This is a genomic window from Streptomyces sp. NPDC088147, from assembly GCF_044741565.1.
GTDB lineage: Bacteria > Actinomycetota > Actinomycetes > Streptomycetales > Streptomycetaceae > Streptomyces.
Window position 1 is genome coordinate 383,907 of the sequence record NZ_JBIUSY010000008.1, and the last position, 14,925, is coordinate 398,831.

The window sequence follows — 14,925 nt, forward strand, 5'->3', positions numbered from 1 at the left end:
GGCCCTCCAGCCGTCGGATGCGATGAGACGGTGGTCCGGACGGGTCAGATGTGGTGGACCGGCCCGTCGAGGGCCAGTTGCGCGCCCCTGAGATCCCTGACCGCCGCACGGGCCGCCGCGAGCGGCGTCGGGAACGACTCGTAGTGGTTGACCATGCTCAGATAACCGCCGTCGGCCCGCCGCATCAGCCGGAGCGGCCGGCCGTCGATCCGGATGTCGGGCAGGGAGGGGGGAGACAGCGCGGAGACGTCCGAGCCGGCCGGGACCGCGGCCAGGGAGCCGGGATACGCGGTGCCGGAACGGCCGATCTGGATACGCCGTCCGCGGTACATCTCGTCGAGGACCCCGCCGGCCTCGGTCTCCGTGCTCCCTGCCGGGCTTCCGGCCGCCGCGCCGACGGCCCCGCGGCCCGCCCTGAGGACGGGCGCCAGTACCGCCGCGGTGCCCGCGACCACGCCCAGCGTGAAGACCGCGCGCAGCAGCTCGCGCCGCGGCCTGCCGCGTCCGGACGGCTCTGTCGCGGCGGCGCCCGGTACGCCGACGGCGTTCCCGCCGGACACCGTATTCCCGCCGGACACCGTCCCGTTGGTCCGCGTGGCGTCCTCGGCCTCGGGAAGCGTCCTCGTACGGTCCGGCTCCGCGTGGATTCCCGCCGGCATGTAGGCCTCCGCTCGTCGCGCACTGCTCGGTCGGGGCGGCGGCCCGGCCGCGCGGCGAGCGCGGAGACGGGCCGTGACCCCGACCGGCACAACGACACGGCGGCCGATCAGTTCTCCGGCGGGCGGGCCGGCCTTGCCGTGACCGGGCGAGCCGCGCACACACGCGAAAGCCGGTCCGACGGAAGTGGACCCGTCGGACCGGCCTCTGACCGGACGCCGCTCAGCAGCTCAGATTGGATCCGGGAGTGGTCCCGAGGATCTGCACGAAGCGCTGGTAGTTGTTGATACGGCTCTGCACCTGTCCGGGGTTGCCCCCGTTGCACTCGATGCTGCCGTTGATGCTGCGGATGGTCTCACCGAAGCCGCGGCTGTTGACCATCGCGTTGTGCGGGGTCATCGTGCCGGGACCGGTCTGGGTGTTCCAGTACCAGAGAGCGGTCTTCCAGGCCACGGCCGCGTCGTTCTGCACGAGCCAGGGGTTGTTGAGCAGATCGATGCCCAGCGCGTCCCCGGCCGCCTTGTAGTTGAAGTTCCAGCTCAGCTGGATCGGGCCGCGACCGTAGTACGCCGCCTGGCCCGCGGGGCAGCCGTAGGACTGCGAAGTGTCGCAGTAGTGCGGGTAGTTGGCGGTGTTCTGCTCGACGATATGGACGAGCCCACCGGTCTCGTGGCTGACATTGGCCAGGAACGCGGCGGCCTCCTGGCGCTTGATCGTGTCACTGCCGGTGTTCGCGAAACCGGGGTAGGCGCTGAGGGCGGCGGTCAGACCGCTGTAGGAGTAGAACGAGTTCCGGCTCGGGAACATCTGGTTGAACTGGCTCTCGCTGACCACGAATCCGCCCTGGGGCGGCGGGGTGGTGCCGTCGCAGGTGTACGGCTCCCAGTACCAGGTGCTGATGACCGGGTCGTAGCCCGGGTTGTCGTGCTCGGCCCGGTAGAACCTGCCGTCGGTGTACTTGACGATGTCGCCGGCGACATACGCGCGGCCCGCGACCCAGGCCGGGTGGTCACAGCTGCCACCGGAACCGCCACCGGGGCTGGAGCCTTCACAACTGCCCTGGTCGGCCCAGACGTCGGAGGTACCGGGGGCCTCCCCCTGGGTCCACCACTTCGCCGACCAGTTGTGACCGTTGTACGAGGCGACGCCGCCGCCGGTGTAGACGGCGGAGGCGCTCCAGCCGGGGCCGCAGGCCGCGGCGGCGGAGGCGGATGACGCGGGCAGGAACACCGCGAGGGCGAGGGCCGAAACCATCGCCGTGAGCAGGGCAAGAACTCGCTGTCTCAAACGACTCACTCCTTCGCGCGAGCGGCCGCTGCCGGCGCTCGCCATGGGGGGTGAAGGAACCAAAGCGGAATTGTGCGGGCCCTGTCAAGGTCTAGACCAAGTCAGTGGCCGACGGGCCGTCCGTTCCCGTTCGTTCACGGCGGTTCGTCCCCAGACGTTCAACCGGCGTTCCCATTGGGGCCGTTCAACGGACCGTCCGTTTCCGGCCGTTCAGGGGTGCGGCCGGGCGAGCGTGGAGGCCCGCACCACGAGTTCGGGCTGGAGCACGATGCGCCGGTGCTCGTGGTGTGCGGCATCGTCGCCGGTCTCCTCGATGAGCAGATCCGCCGCGGCCCCGCCCAGCCGGAAGGCCGGCTGGCGTACCGACGTCAGCGGCACGGCCGCGGCCGACGCGAACTCTATGTCGTCGTAGCCGACGAGGGCGATGTCCTCGGGCACCCGTATCCCGGCGTGGTACAGCGTCTGTAGCACACCCAGTGCGAGCAGGTCGTTGGCGCAGAACACCGCGCCCGGCCGGGACTCCATACCGAGCAGCCGTGCCCCGGCGTCCCGCCCCGCGGCGACATCGAGCCGCGCGGCCTCGACATGGCGGAGCGCCTCGGGCGGCAGCCCCGCCTCCGCGAGGGCCAGCAGCGCGCCCTCGCGGCGGTTCCGGCACTGCGCCAGATGCATCGGGCCGCTGACGTACGCGATCTCCCGGCAGCCGCGCCGCAGCAGATGACGTACGGCCAGGGCGCCGCCGGCCACATCGTCGACGGAGACCGAACAGCCGTCCGCGCTGGGCACGATGCGGTCGACGAGGACGAACGGGATGCCGTGACGCCGGAACGCGTCGAGAGTGCGTCCGCTCATATCGGCCGGGGTGACCAGCACGCCCCGTACCTGCTGCTCGGAGAAGAGATGGAGATAGGTGGCCTCCTCCGCCGGGCTCTCCGCGCTGTTGCACAGCATCACGCCGAGCCCGGCGGCACGGGCGGAGCGCTCCGCGCCCGAGGCGACCGCGACGAAGAAAGGATTGGCCATGTCGAGCACGAGCATGGCCAGAATGCGGCTGCGGCCCGCGCGCAGCTGGCGCGCGGACTCACTGCGCACGTAGCCGAGCCGCTCGATGGTGGACAGGACACGCCGGCGGGTCTCCTCGGTCACGGACTCGGGGCGGTTGATCACATTCGAGACGGTGCCCACCGAGACACCGGCCGCGCCGGCCACGTCCTTGATACCCACCGGACGACGCATCAGACGGAGACCTCCACGAGCTCCAGGCCGGTCAGCCCGGACAGCGCGCGCAGTTCCGGCAGCAGTGCGCCGGTGGCCAGTGCCCAGTGATGGCCGACCCCGCTGGCGCTCCAGGCATCGGTCCACTCCCCCGGGTCGCAGCCGAAGTCGACGCGCGAGGTGGTGTTGCCGATCTCCAGATGCGGGCCGGGGACGACCTCGCCCTCGGCGGCGACCAGCCGGTAGCGGCCGTCGCGGGTCTGGCCGAGCCCGACCAGCGTGACGGGTCCGTGCCGTACGTCGAACTCGACGGAGACCCCCCAGCCGCGCTTGCCGTGGTAGACGCCGAGCCCGCGCAGCAGGGGCTTGCGGGCGCTGATGGCGAGATGCCCGGGTCCGTCGTGGCCCATCTCGACCACTCCGGCCGTGAAGTCCAGCGCCTGGAGTTCGGTGAACGAGCCGCCGGCGCCGAGCCGGTCCGCGATCAGCATGGCCAGGGAGGTGCGCAGTTCGTACTCGCCACAGGCCGGGATGCCGCGTGCGGTGAGCAGCGAGGAGCCGAGGATCATGCCCGCGCCGAGCCGTTCATGGACCTCGGCGTCCAGTCCGCGGTGGTAGTACGCGAGCGAGTCCAGGTCGAAGTCCTCGACCAGCCGGTCGAGGCCGACGGCGACGCGGGCCGCCCAGCGGAGGTCCTCCTCGACCACGGAGTCGGCGAGTGCGAACACCTCGCGGGTCTCGGCCAGTTTCGCGGTGAGGTCGTCGTCCTTGACCTGCTCCACCCGTACCCGCAGATCATCGAATTCGATGACCTCCACATGGCCGCCGAGCCGGCCCGGGACCATGGTGAGGTCCGTGGAGACGTCGTACATCCCGGGGTAGAGATGGCCCATCAGACCGTGCCGGCCGTTGCGCAGCACCGAGCGGACCCCGGCGGCGCGGATCCAGCGGCCGATGCGCTGCCAGGCGCGCTCGTCCTCCAGATGGCCGGAGACCGAGCGGAACGGCACGCCGACGCGTTCGAAGGCGTTGGCCATCTCCGGCAGCGGGCAGGCACCGCAGTACGCCAGCCACTGTCCGGTGTCGAACGCGGCATGGTCCATGGCGGGGCCGGGCTGAAGGTTGATGAGCAGGACGGGCGCGCCGCTGCGCTGTGCGATGGGCACGAGCATCGTGGCCGTCATATAGGTGGTGAGGAAGCCGACGATCAGATCGCAGTCGGCGGCGCGCAGTTTCTCGGCGGCCTCGGCGCCCTCCTGGGCGTCGGAGATGAAGCCGACGTCGATGACCTCGGCGTCGAACTCCCGCATTCGTACGGTGACGCGGTCCGCGGAGCGCTGGAGTTGCGGGAGCAGATCGGGGAACTGCGGCCAGTAGGCGCCGAGTCCCCCGGCGACCAGGCCGATCCTGGGTGTGCGGGCGACGGCGGGAGTGCGTGCGTTCATGGCGATTCCTTCGTGCCTCTGGACGGGTGGTGCCTCACGACGGGAGCCGGAAGTCGATGACCCGGAGGGGCGAGGGCGTGGTGCCGGCCGACTTCCGCTGATACATGAACGAGAGAACGCCGTCCTGGGCGACACGGGTGTCGTCCACGACGACCTCGCCGAAGGCGTTCAGCCCCGCGCCGTCGAACAGGGTCCTCCAGTCGGTGTACCCCGAGGACCTGGAGGCGGCGACGACCCGTCCGTACGGCATCACGGCGTAGGCGTTGTCATGGCGGTCGAGGACGAGCCTGGTGCGCTGGCTGGAGTTGAGCGGCACCGGTATCTCGGTCTTCCTCCAGGCGCCCGTGGAGTCCTTGAGGAGGTGGAAGGCGCGGCCGTTGGCCGTCCGGTCGGCGACGTAGCCGGTGGTGCACTGGCCGAAACGGCCGGGGACGTAGCTGATGATCGCGTGCGGCAGCCCGGCGGAGTCCGTGGCCTGGCTCTCCTGGTTCATCAGGGAGTGGTCGGGGTTGAGCGGGTCGACGACCGTACCGGGGTCTCCGACCGCGACGGGATCGGGGCCGCCGGTGGTGCCGACCAGCGTTCCCGCCGCGTTGCGCCAGGTCCGGCCGCGGTCGGCGCTGTACACATAGCCGGTGTCGTGGTTGGTGAGCCCGCCGGCGGCGCACATGACGGCGCTGTTCTGTTCGCGCCAGGTGTAGAAGGCGTGCAGCCGGCCGTCGGCGCCGTAGTCGATGCCGTGCAGATACATGTTGCGGGCGGTGCTCGATCCGTGCTCGCTGGTGTACGTACCCGTCGAGGCGGACCATTCGCCGAGGGCGGTCCAGCGGGAACCGTCGTACTCGGCCAGCGCGTTGCGGCCGTTGCCCGAGACACCGGCGCGGTAGCTGAGCTGGAGCCGTCCCCCGGGAGTGGCGACGAACTGCGGATAGGTGAACCGCGGGGTGAGGGCGAGACCGTCGAGCGTGGTCTGTACGGCGCCGAACTGGCCGCTGTTCCAGGCGCGTCCGGTGGGATCGTCCAGCAGTCCGGCGGCCGATTTCACATAGAAGAAGCCGCTGCTGTGCGAGTCCATGGTGAGGTGCAGCCGACCGTCGGCCCGCGAGAGGCCCATGGAGATGACGTTGTGGGAGTCGTCGACGGTGAGCTGATGCGGCAGCCGCGCGGTCTGCCAGGTGGACGCGCCGAGGGCACGGCGGGCGACGACGGCGGTGCGGTCGGCCGTGTACCAGGCGGCGTACTGGTGCCCCTGATAGGTGAGCAGGCCGTTCTTCTGGAAGGAGTTGTTGTTGACCAGGCCGTCGTACGAGACGAAGTAGAGGGCCCGGCCGTCGAGTTGGGTGTCGGCGAGCCTCGTGAGCGCGGGGCCGGGGGCGTCCGCGCGAGCCGTGCCCGTCGTGGTCCGCTGGGCCGCCGCGCCGGACGGGGGCGTGACGGCGAGGAGTGCGGTGGTGAGCAGTGCCATGGCCGGAACCACGGCGGTGAGGCGTCTCATGTCCGTATCTCCAGGTCTCCAGATCTCTGGATCGTGAGGGCGGTTCCGGCGATTCCGGCGGTCCGGCGGTGCACGTGATCCGGCGGTTCGGGCGGCTCAGTCGAGATGGAACACTTCGCTCAGCGGGCGCATCGCCTCGTCCGGCCCGGCCCCGTCGAGGGCTTCGAAGAAGGGCGCCATGTCGCGCTGCCAGCGGGCGTTGACCTCGGTGGCGGCCATGGCGGCCTGGGCCGCCTCGAAGTCCTCGGTCTCCAAGTAGCCGACGAGCAGCCCGTCGTCACGCAGGAAGAGCGAGTAGTTCCGCCAGCCGCACTCGGTCAGAGCCCGGAGCATGCCGGGCCAGACGGCGGCGTGCCGCTCGCGGTACTCGGCTGTGCGGTCCTGCCGGACCTTCAGCAGAAAACAGACGCGTCGCATGGAAGCCGCCCGCTCAGAAGTCGAACGTGTCGATGTTCCGCTTGTCGAAGACGGTCGGCTCGCCGAGGATGATCTCGCCGTCCTTGCCGATGGTGTACTCACCGAGCTTGCCCGCCTTGAACTTCTCGCCCTCGGCGCCGGTGATCTGGCCGGAGGCCAGGGCCGCGGCGGCGTACGAGCCCAGATAGCCGAGCTCTTCGGGGTTCCAGAGCGAGAACTGCTCGACGGTGCCGTCCTTGACGTACTTGCGCATCTGGTTCGGGGTGCCCAGACCGTTGAGCACGACCTTGCCCTTGTACGAGGAGTCGCCGAGGTAGCGGGCCGCGGCGGCGATACCGACGGTGGTGGGCGAGATGATGCCCTTGAGGTCGGGGTACGCCTGGAGCAGGCCCTGCGTCTGCTGGAAGGACTTCTGGTCCGCGTCGTCGCCGTACGCGACCTTCACGAGCGTCATGTTCTTGTACTTGGGCAGCTTCAGCTCGTCCTTCATGAACTCGATCCAGGTGTTCTGGTTCGTGGCGTTCTGGGTGGCCGAGAGGATCGCGATCTTGCCCGTGAAGCCGATCTGTTCGCCCAGGTGCTGGACGAGGCTCCGGCCTATCTCCTCGGAGCTGGCCTGGTTGATGAAGAGCTGGCGGCAGTCCTTGGCGGTGTCCGAGTCGTACGCGACGACCTTGATGTTCTTCTTCATGGCCTGCTTGAGCGGGCCGCACACCGCGTTGGGGTCGTTGGCCGCGATCAGGATGGCGTCCTGGCGCTGCTGGATGAGGGTGTTGATGTACGAGACCTGGGAGGAGGCACTGGCGTCGGAGGGGCCGACCTCCTTGCCGGTGGCGCCGTATTCCTTCGCGGCGGCGATGCCCGCCTCGTCGACGATCTTCTCGTACGGGTTGTTGATCTGCTTGGGCAGGAACGCGAGCTTGAGGCCCTTCTTCAGGGGCGCGTTCGGGTCGGCCTCCGCCGCGGTGCCCGTCTGTGTGGTGTTCTTCTCGGCGCTGTTCTTGGTGGTGCCGGAGCAGGCGGTCAGCGCGACGGCGAGGGCGCAGGCGGTGGCGGCGGTGGCTGCCGCGCGACGTCGGACGGCGGTACGGATGATCATGGCGGGCACGTGCCTTTCGGGAGTACGGCGGGCTCGGGGAGGTGCGGGGGGCGAGGGATACGGGACGTGGCGGGGTGCGGCGGCTCAGGACTCGGGGGCGGCGCCCGCCGCGCGCCGGTGCCGTCGTTCGATCACGGTGGCGATGACCCGCGGGGTGAGGACGGAGGCGACGAGCAGCAGTCCGGTCACGATCACCTGGACCTCGTTCGGCACATCGTTCAGCGTCAGCAGGTTCTTGAGGACTCCGATGAGCAGCACCCCGGCGACCGCGCCGAAGAGCGTGCCCTTGCCGCCGTCGAAGTCGACGCCGCCGAGCAGGACGGAGGCGATGACGAGCATCTCGAAACCGAGACCGTTGTCGGCGCGGGCGCTGCCGTAGCGGAGGGTGAAGACGATCCCGGCGAAGGCCGAGAACACCCCGGTGACCACGAAGAGGATCAGCTTGAAGCGCTTGACCCTGATCCCGGCGAAGTAGGCCGCCTCCTCCTGCGCGCCGATCGCGAACAGCGACCGTCCGAAGGCGGTGGAGTGCAGCAGTACGGCGGTGGCCACGGCCAGCGTGATGAACAGGGCGAGGGGATAGGTGAGGAAGGTGCCGGGGATCGTGGTGGTGTCCACGGCCCAATCGGCGTATGCCTGGGGGAAGTCGGTCACGGCGTCGCTGCCCAGCGCGACCGAGGCGAGACCCCGGTAGAGGGCGAGCGTCCCGATGGTGACGGCGAGCGAGGGCAGGCCGACGCGGGTGACCAGCCAGCCGTTGAGGAGCCCGCCGGCGACCCCGACCAGCAGGACGACGGGCACGATCAGCTCGAACGCCCAGCCCGCGTTCCACAGGGCGCCGGTCAGCGCACTGCCGAGACCCAGCATCGAGGCGACGGACAGATCGACCTGTCCCGCCACCACCAGCAGGGTCATGGGCAGTGCGATCAGGGCGACTTCCGCGATGTCGTTGAAGGCGAAGGCGAGGTTCTCGCCGGACGCGAAGCCGTCGGTGGTGCCGAGGCCGACGACGAAGACCGCCACCAGCAGGGCGCCGACCGCCGTGTCCCAGCGCAGTCCGACGGACTTGACGAACTCGCCCGCCGTCGTGGTGCGGGGCGCGGACGCCTTGGCCGGGGGCCGCGGCGCTGTCCGTGTGTCAGGCGCCATTCCCATGTCGGGCGCTCCTCTTCCTCAGTGCGGCGGTCATGCGCAGGGACACGATCCGGTCGACGGTGATGGCCGCGAGGAGCAGTGCGCCGGTGATGGCGCCCTGCCAGAACGAGTCGACCTTCAGGACGACCAGCGCGCTGCCGATGGTGGTGAGCAGCAGCGCACCGAGCGCGGCTCCCCAGACCGTGCCGGTGCCGCCGGTGATGGCGACGCCGCCGACGACCACCGCGCTGACGACGGTCAGTTCCCAGCCGTGCGCGTTGTCGGCGACGACGGTGCCGAAGCGCGCGAGCCACAGGGCCCCGGCGAATCCGGCCACGGCACCGGAGAAGGCGTACGCGCCGAGGATCCGGCGGCGGATCGGTACGCCGGCCAGCCGGGCGGCCTCGGGGTTGGAGCCGATCGCGTACAGCTCGCGTCCCGACCGGTAGCCGCGCAGGTAGTACGCGGTGACGGCGAGCAGGGCCAGGGCGATCAGCGGCAGATAGGGGATGCCGAGGACGCTGCCGCTGCCCAGGCCGAGTATCGGGTCGGGGACGTCGTTGGCGCTGATCTGCTCGCCCTGCGCCCACCAGTAGTCGAGGCCCTGGATGATGTAGAGCATGCCGAGGGTGACCACGAGCGCCGGTACCCTGCCGAAGCTGACCAGGGCGCCGCTGACCAGTCCGCAGGCCACGCCGAGGGCGATGCCCAGCAGCATGACGGTGAGCACGCCGTGATCGGTGCCGGCCACGAACGTGCCGCAGGCGAAGGCGGAGAGCCCGACGACCGAGCCGACCGAGAGGTCGATATTGCGGGTGACGACGACCACGGACTGGCCGACGGTGAGCAGGACCAGAATGGAGGCGTTGAGGAGGAGGTCCTTGACGCCCTGGTCGTCGAGGAAGCGCGGGTTGGCGATCCAGGTGCCGAGGACGAGCAGCGCCAGCGCTCCCGCGATGCTGATCTCGCGGGCCCGGAACACGGCGTCGACGAGCGAGCGCGCCGAGCCGTCGTCCTTGGTGCTCGTGGTGGGTTCGTCCATCAGGGTGGTCATGCCGCCGCCCTCTCGTTGCGGCCGGTGGCCGCCGCCATCACGGCTTCCTCGGTGGCTTCGGCGCGCGGGATCTCGGCGGTGAGCCGGCCCTCGTGCATCACCAGCACCCGGTCGGCCATGCCGAGTACCTCGGGCAGGTCGGAGGAGATCATGAGGACGGCGAGCCCTTCCGCGGCCAGGGAGGAGAGGAGCCGGTGCACCTCCGCCTTGGTGCCGACGTCGATCCCGCGGGTGGGTTCGTCGACGATGAGTACGGCCGGTTCCGTCGCCAGCCATTTGGCGAGGACGACCTTCTGCTGATTGCCGCCGGAGAGTACGCCGACGGGGTCGGCCAGGCGGTTGTACTTGAGCTGGAGACGTACGGCCCAGTCCGCGGCCCGGCCGCGTTCCAGGACCCGGCGCACCATGCCGCCCCTGCCGAGCCGGCCGAGTCCGGTGAGGGCGATGTTCCGTTCGATGGACATGTCCATCACCAGTCCGCGCTGTCTGCGGTCCTCGGGGACGAGCGCGAGTCCGGCGTCCATCGCGGCGGTGGGCGAACCGGCGGGAAGCGTACGTCCGTCGACCACCACCTCGCCCGCGTCCGCGCGGTCGACGCCGAAGACGGCCTGGGCCACCTCGCTGCGGCCCGCGCCGACGAGTCCGGCCAGGGCGACGATCTCTCCCCTGCGCACCTCGAAGGAGATGTCGCGGAACACCCCCTCCCGGGTCAGCCGGCGCACCGACAGGGCGATCTCCCCGACGTCCGCGGCCTGTTTGGGGTACAGCTCGCCCAGATCCCTGCCGACCATGGAGCGCACGAGGTCGTCCTCGGTCAGCCCGGCCAGCGGCTCGGAGGAGATCCGGCGTCCGTCGCGCAAGGTCGTGACCCGCTGGCAGAGCGCGAAGATCTCCTCCAGCCGGTGGGAGATGAACAGGATCGCGGCGCCCTCGGCCCGCAGGGTCCGTACGACGGAGAACAGCCGGGCGGTCTCACTGCCCGTCAGGGCGGCGGTGGGCTCGTCCATGATGAGGACGCGCGCGTCGAAGGAGAGCGCCTTGGCGATCTCGACGATCTGCTGGTCGGCGATGGAGAGTCCGCGGGCGGGCCGGTCGGGGTCGAGCTCGACCCCGAGGCGTTTCATCAGGGCCGCGGTGGTGTCCCGTACGGCCCTGCGGTCGATACGGCCGAGCGCGCGCCGCGGCTGACGGCCCATGAAGATGTTCTCGGCGATCGACAGATCGGGGAAGAGTGTCGGCTCCTGGTAGATGACGGCGATACCGGCGTCCCTGGCGTCGGCCGGGCCGTGGAAGACGACGGCCTCGCCGTCGAGCACCACCTCGCCGGCGTCGGGCCTGTGCACCCCGGCGAGGGTCTTGATGAGGGTCGACTTGCCCGCGCCGTTCTCCCCCGCGAGGGCGTGTGCCTCGCCGGGGAACAGTCGCAGGGAGACGTCCCGCAGGGCCCGTACGGCGCCGAAGGACTTGCTCACATCCTTGAGGGCCAGGACCGGGGCGGGGCCCGTGGCGGGCTGGTTCATGAGGGCTCCTCAGCGGTGGGCACTCGGGGCACGACCCGCCGTGAAAGGTTTCAATGAGGTTGCACGGAAGCTAAACGGCCACTACCGACGGCGTCAATGGGCTGTGCGCGACATTTTCCGTTGAATCCGAGGGGCGCGCTCGCGTCGGCCGAGGCCGCGCGGAAAGGGTTGACACGCACCAGGGACTCCCATAGCTTCACCGCGATGAAACGATTCATAAGGAATCGCTGCACCGACTCGCCCGCCGAGTCCGCACCACGGGAGCGCTGAGAGATGACGGGTCGATCCGCCGTGTCCGCTGTGAAGAACGCGCTGAAGTCACAGGCTGTCGAGACGCCGTCGTGGGCGTTCGGGAACTCGGGCACCCGTTTCAAGGTGTTCACCCAGCCGGGAGTGCCGCGGACTCCACAGGAGAAACTGGCGGACGCCGCCCGGGTACACGCGCACACGGGCGTGGCCCCCACGGTCGCCCTGCACATCCCCTGGGACCGCGTGGACGACTACGGCGCGCTCGCAGCCGAGGCGCGCGAACTGGGCCTGCGCATCGGGGCGATCAACTCCAATGTGTTCCAGGACGACGACTACAAGCTGGGGTCCGTGACCCATCCGGACGCCGCGGTCCGGCGCAAGGCGCTGGGGCATCTGCTGGAGTGCGTGGACGTCATGGACGCCACCGGCTCCGGCGATCTGAAGCTGTGGTTCTCCGACGGCACCAACTACCCGGGCCAGGACGACATCTCCGCGCGCCAGGGCCGGCTGGCCGAAGCCCTCGCCGCGGTGTACGAGCGGCTCGGCGAGGGGCAGCGGATGCTGCTGGAGTACAAGCTGTTCGAGCCCGCCTTCTACGCCACGGACGTCCCGGACTGGGGCACGGCGTACGCGCACTGCCTCAAGCTGGGCGAGAAGGCGCAGGTCGTGGTCGACACCGGACACCACGCGCCGGGCACCAACATCGAGTTCATCGTCGCGCTGCTGCTGCGCGAGGGAAAGCTCGGCGGCTTCGACTTCAACTCCCGCTTCTACGCGGACGACGATCTGATGGCCGGGGCCGCGGACCCGTTCCAGCTGTTCCGGATCATGTACGAGGTGATCAAGGGCGGCGGGTTCACCGCGCGGACCGCGTTCATGCTCGACCAGTGCCACAACATCGAGGAGAAGATCCCCGCGATCATCCGGTCGGTGATGAACGTCCAGGAGGCCACGGCCAAGGCGCTGCTGGTGGACGCGGACGCGCTGGACGCGGCGCAGCGCTCCGGCGACGTACTGGCGGCGAACGCGGCGCTGATGGACGCCTTCAACACCGATGTGCGCCCGCTGGTCGCCGAGGTCCGTGCCGAACTGGGCGCGGACGCCGACCCGGTCGCCGCCTACCACGCCTCCGGCTACGGCGAGAAGATCGTCGCCGAGCGGATCGGCGGCACCCAGGCCGGCTGGGGAGCCTGAGCGCTCACCCCGTACCCCCGCCCTTGCGAAGACCGCACCTCACAGAGGGACATGATGACCGACCAGCCCCATATCCATCCTGTGGCAGCTCAGTTGCTCGACCGTTCGCACCGTCTCGGCGCCGATCCGCGCAACACCAACTACGCGGGCGGCAACACCTCGGCCAAGGGATCCGCCACCGACCCGGTGACCGGTGACGAGGTCGAACTGATGTGGGTCAAGGGGTCCGGTGGCGACCTGGGCACGCTCACCGCCGGTGGACTGGCCGCGCTGCGCGTCGACCGGCTGCGCGCGCTGACCGCGGTCTACCCGGGTGTGGCGCGCGAGGACGAGATGGTCGCCGCGTTCGACTACTGCCTGCACGGCAAGGGCGGGGCCGCCCCGTCCATCGACACCGCGATGCACGGGCTGGTCGACGCGCCGCATGTGGACCATCTCCACCCCGACTCGGGGATCGCCCTGGCCTGCGCGGCCGACGGCGAGAAGCTGACGGCCGAGTGTTTCGGCGACACCGTGGTCTGGGTGCCCTGGCGCCGCCCCGGCTTCCAGCTGGGCCTGGACATCGCCGCGGTCAAGGAGGCCCATCCGCGGGCGATCGGCTGTGTGCTGGGCGGCCATGGCATCACCGCCTGGGGCGCCACCTCCGAGGAGTGCGAACGCAACTCCCTGCACATCATCCGTACCGCCGAGACGTTTCTCGCCGAGCGGGGCACGCCCGAGCCGTTCGGCCCCGTACAGGAGGGGTACGAGCCGCTGCCGGAGGCCGAGCGGCGGGCCAGGGCCGCGGCGCTCGCCCCGCTGATCCGCGGTCTCGCCTCCACCGACCGGCCCCAGGTCGGCCACTACACGGCCACGGAACCCGTCCTCGACTTCCTCTCCCGCGCGGAGCATCCGCGGCTGGCGGCCCTGGGCACCTCCTGCCCGGACCACTTCCTGCGCACCAAGGTCCGCCCGCTGGTCCTCGATCTGCCGGCCGACGCGCCGCTGGAGCGGGTGCGCGAGCGGCTCGCGGAGCTGCACACCGCGTACCGCGAGGAGTACCGGGCGTACTACGAGCGGCACGCGTCGCCCGACTCGCCGCCGATGCGCGGCGCGGACCCGGCGATCGTGCTGGTGCCGGGCGTGGGCATGTTCTCGTTCGGCAAGGACAAGCAGACCGCCCGGGTCGCCGGGGAGTTCTACCTCAACGCCGTCAATGTGATGCGCGGCGCCGAGGCCGTCTCCTCGTACGCGCCGATCGAGGAGTCCGAGAAGTTCCGGATCGAGTACTGGGAGCTGGAGGAGGCCAAACTGCGCCGGATGCCGGCCCCGAAGGCGCTGGCCTCCCGGGTGGCGCTGGTGACGGGCGCGGGCTCCGGGATCGGCCGGGCCATCGCGCACCGGCTGGTCGCCGAGGGCGCGTGTGTGGTGGTCGCCGATCTCGACACCGAGAGCGCGGCGGCGGTCGCCGACGAACTGGGCGGCGCGGACAAGGCCGTCGCGGTGAACGTCGATGTGACCGACGAGGAGCAGATCAAGGCGGCGTTCGACGCGGCGGCGCTCGCCTTCGGCGGAGTGGATCTCGTCGTCAACAACGCCGGTATCTCGATCTCCAGGCCGCTGCTGGAGACCACGGCCCGGGACTGGGACCTCCAGCACTCCATCATGGCGCGCGGCTCGTTCCTGGTGTCGCGCGAGGCGGCCCGGGTGATGACGGACCAGGGCTTCGGCGGTGACCTCGTCTATATCGCCTCCAAGAACGCGGTGTTCGCGGGCCCGAACAACATCGCCTACTCCGCGACCAAGGCCGACCAGGCCCATCAGGTGCGGCTGCTCGCGGCCGAGTTGGGCGGTCTCGGCATCCGCGTCAACGGCGTCAACCCCGACGGGGTGGTGCGCGGCTCCGGGATCTTCGCGGGCGGCTGGGGCGCGCAGCGCGCCGCGGTGTACGGCGTGGCGGAGGAGAAGCTCGGCGAGTTCTACGCGCAGCGCACGATCCTCAAGCGGGAGGTGCTGCCCGAGCATGTGGCCAACGCGGTGTTCGCCCTCACGGGCGGTGAGCTGAGCCATACGACGGGGCTGCATGTCCCGGTGGACGCGGGGGTCGCGGCGGCGTTCCTGCGCTGACGTCACGGCGGTGCGAGCCGGGCCGGTCCGGGCCACGCGCCTCGGCCCGGCCC

The 14,925-nt window shown here is 70.5% G+C and carries 12 protein-coding genes; 2 read left to right on the forward strand and 10 right to left on the reverse strand.

Features of this window, described 5'->3' with window-relative positions; genetic code table 11:
* Nucleotides 1–44 precede the first annotated feature (44 nt).
* From ACIOGX_RS27955 to ACIOGX_RS28000, 10 genes are all read right to left on the reverse strand, one after another.
* The gene (locus ACIOGX_RS27955) at nucleotides 45–659 is read right to left on the reverse strand and encodes a tyrosinase family oxidase copper chaperone (RefSeq protein WP_401768664.1); all 615 of its coding nucleotides are present in this window, start codon (nucleotides 657–659) and stop codon (nucleotides 45–47) included.
* Between the two features lie 220 nt (nucleotides 660–879).
* The gene (locus ACIOGX_RS27960; protein WP_401917289.1) at nucleotides 880–1,944 is read right to left on the reverse strand and encodes a glycoside hydrolase family 19 protein; all 1,065 of its coding nucleotides are present in this window, start codon (nucleotides 1,942–1,944) and stop codon (nucleotides 880–882) included.
* 210 nt (nucleotides 1,945–2,154) lie between these two features.
* Nucleotides 2,155–3,180: a LacI family DNA-binding transcriptional regulator gene (locus tag ACIOGX_RS27965; RefSeq protein ID WP_401917292.1), complete on the reverse strand. Its 1,026-nt coding sequence runs from the start codon at nucleotides 3,178–3,180 to the stop codon at nucleotides 2,155–2,157.
* Nucleotides 3,180–4,604: an arabinose isomerase gene (locus ACIOGX_RS27970; protein ID WP_383971726.1), complete on the reverse strand. Its 1,425-nt coding sequence runs from the start codon at nucleotides 4,602–4,604 to the stop codon at nucleotides 3,180–3,182. The genes ACIOGX_RS27965 and ACIOGX_RS27970 overlap by 1 nt, the downstream gene beginning before the upstream one ends.
* A 34-nt stretch (nucleotides 4,605–4,638) precedes the next feature.
* Nucleotides 4,639–6,099: a BNR repeat-containing protein gene (locus tag ACIOGX_RS27975; protein WP_401917295.1), complete on the reverse strand. Its 1,461-nt coding sequence runs from the start codon at nucleotides 6,097–6,099 to the stop codon at nucleotides 4,639–4,641.
* 96 nt (nucleotides 6,100–6,195) lie between these two features.
* Nucleotides 6,196–6,516, reverse strand: a complete 321-nt coding sequence (locus tag ACIOGX_RS27980; protein WP_383971731.1) for an L-rhamnose mutarotase — start codon at nucleotides 6,514–6,516, stop codon at nucleotides 6,196–6,198.
* Between the two features lie 13 nt (nucleotides 6,517–6,529).
* Nucleotides 6,530–7,615, reverse strand: a complete 1,086-nt coding sequence (gene rhaS, locus ACIOGX_RS27985; protein WP_401917298.1) for a rhamnose ABC transporter substrate-binding protein — start codon at nucleotides 7,613–7,615, stop codon at nucleotides 6,530–6,532.
* A gap of 84 nt (nucleotides 7,616–7,699) precedes the next feature.
* Entirely contained in the window at nucleotides 7,700–8,770 is a 1,071-nt protein-coding gene (locus tag ACIOGX_RS27990; RefSeq protein ID WP_401917301.1) for an ABC transporter permease, read from the reverse strand.
* The gene (locus tag ACIOGX_RS27995) at nucleotides 8,754–9,803 is read right to left on the reverse strand and encodes an ABC transporter permease (protein WP_401917304.1); all 1,050 of its coding nucleotides are present in this window, start codon (nucleotides 9,801–9,803) and stop codon (nucleotides 8,754–8,756) included. The genes ACIOGX_RS27990 and ACIOGX_RS27995 overlap by 17 nt, the downstream gene beginning before the upstream one ends.
* Complete coding sequence (locus ACIOGX_RS28000; RefSeq protein ID WP_356516270.1) at nucleotides 9,800–11,323, reverse strand: sugar ABC transporter ATP-binding protein; 1,524 nt, start codon at nucleotides 11,321–11,323, stop codon at nucleotides 9,800–9,802. The genes ACIOGX_RS27995 and ACIOGX_RS28000 overlap by 4 nt, the downstream gene beginning before the upstream one ends.
* 273 nt (nucleotides 11,324–11,596) lie before the next feature.
* Between ACIOGX_RS28000 and rhaI the strand changes: the two genes are divergently transcribed.
* Nucleotides 11,597–12,766 (forward strand): L-rhamnose isomerase, encoded by a 1,170-nt coding sequence (rhaI, locus tag ACIOGX_RS28005; protein ID WP_356516268.1) that lies wholly within the window; start codon nucleotides 11,597–11,599, stop codon nucleotides 12,764–12,766.
* A gap of 54 nt (nucleotides 12,767–12,820) precedes the next feature.
* Nucleotides 12,821–14,872: a bifunctional aldolase/short-chain dehydrogenase gene (locus ACIOGX_RS28010; protein WP_401917307.1), complete on the forward strand. Its 2,052-nt coding sequence runs from the start codon at nucleotides 12,821–12,823 to the stop codon at nucleotides 14,870–14,872.
* Nucleotides 14,873–14,925 lie beyond the last annotated feature (53 nt).